Source organism: Spirosoma gilvum (assembly GCF_054776815.1).
Window position 1 is genome coordinate 1 of the sequence record NZ_BAAHBH010000042.1, and the last position, 1,058, is coordinate 1,058.

Annotated in this window: 1 protein-coding gene; it reads right to left on the reverse strand. The window is 47.1% G+C overall.

The annotated features are described in order from the left end of the window. Window positions 1-12: 12 nt before the first annotated feature. Window positions 13-1,017, reverse strand: a complete 1,005-nt coding sequence (locus tag ACYVFD_RS35970) for an IS701 family transposase (protein WP_461095451.1) — start codon at window positions 1,015-1,017, stop codon at window positions 13-15. Window positions 1,018-1,058: the final 41 nt, after the last annotated feature.

Genomic DNA, 1,058 nt, shown 5'->3' on the forward strand with positions numbered 1-1,058 from the left:
TAGGACTTTCGCTTATAGGGTAATTGCTGTAATTCTGGGGTTCGCTAATTCTTGACTCAAATAGTCGGAAAACAGCCTGGTACGTACTCGATACATGGTTTCACCCACTTGTCGAGCCTTAACTTTTAACGCCACCCAAGCTTGATAGCAACAGGCCAGATGGTTCCGCTGAGAACGAGCCTTACGGCACTGACACTTCTCCGAGCCGGTTAATTGTTTGAAGCTCCGGTGAAAGTCCTCGATCTGCCAGCGGTTGTCGTTGGCTAGGTCAGCGACAAACAGGTTTACAGTCTCGTCTAAGTCATTGGTAATGACCCAGTCAATGTCACCGTGTGGGGCGACCAGCTTGAATAACTTTACCTTAAAAGGAACCTCCTTCAGCTTAACAATTAGCCCTTTAACCAAGGTCCGTTCATCAAATACCAACGCGCTCAGAGGCTCGTAGCCCCGCTCACGGTCAACACTCACCAACCGGTTGCTCTTCAGTGTAGTGAAGAAAGTCCAGCCTGCCCGATGAATCAACTTAAGGTTATCGACCGAAGCATACCAGGTGTCAAAGAGGATACGGCGGGCTTTAAGCTGCTTGTGGCTCGTCAGCCGCAAAAACATCTCCTGAAAATGATCGTTTTTAGATTTGCCATCGGTCTCGGGGTGATAGATTCGATAATCGATGGGCCAAAATTCGCCATCATTGCCGACCGAATGGATGAAGTTGACTAGGCCAATACCTTTGACCGTACCATGCTCATTGCCAGAGTATTGTTTCTTAACCAGCTCGATAAAATATGAATACCGTTTGGCTTGCACGCTGTCGTCGACGATGACAGAGGCTGTTTCTAAATCGTCAACCTGGGTTTTGACAATAGCCCACAAGTCCGCTGGTGTGAAGCGCTGCTGAACCAGAAAATCACTGACCACATCATGGCTCAAGTTAGGTTTATGTTCAGCCAAGTTGGTACAGGTATAGTTAAAAGGCGTACTGATCAAGTATTCGATGTATTCCTGCTTAGCTATCATGCTGTGAAGTTGCCATTTTTACTCTTTAAGCGAAAGTCCTA

What these genes read in the sequence shown, in the direction of transcription:
- ACYVFD_RS35970 (WP_461095451.1), bottom strand. Translation starts at nt 1,017, where the DNA reads ATGATAGCTAAGCAGGAATACATCGAATACTTGATCAGTACGCCTTTT.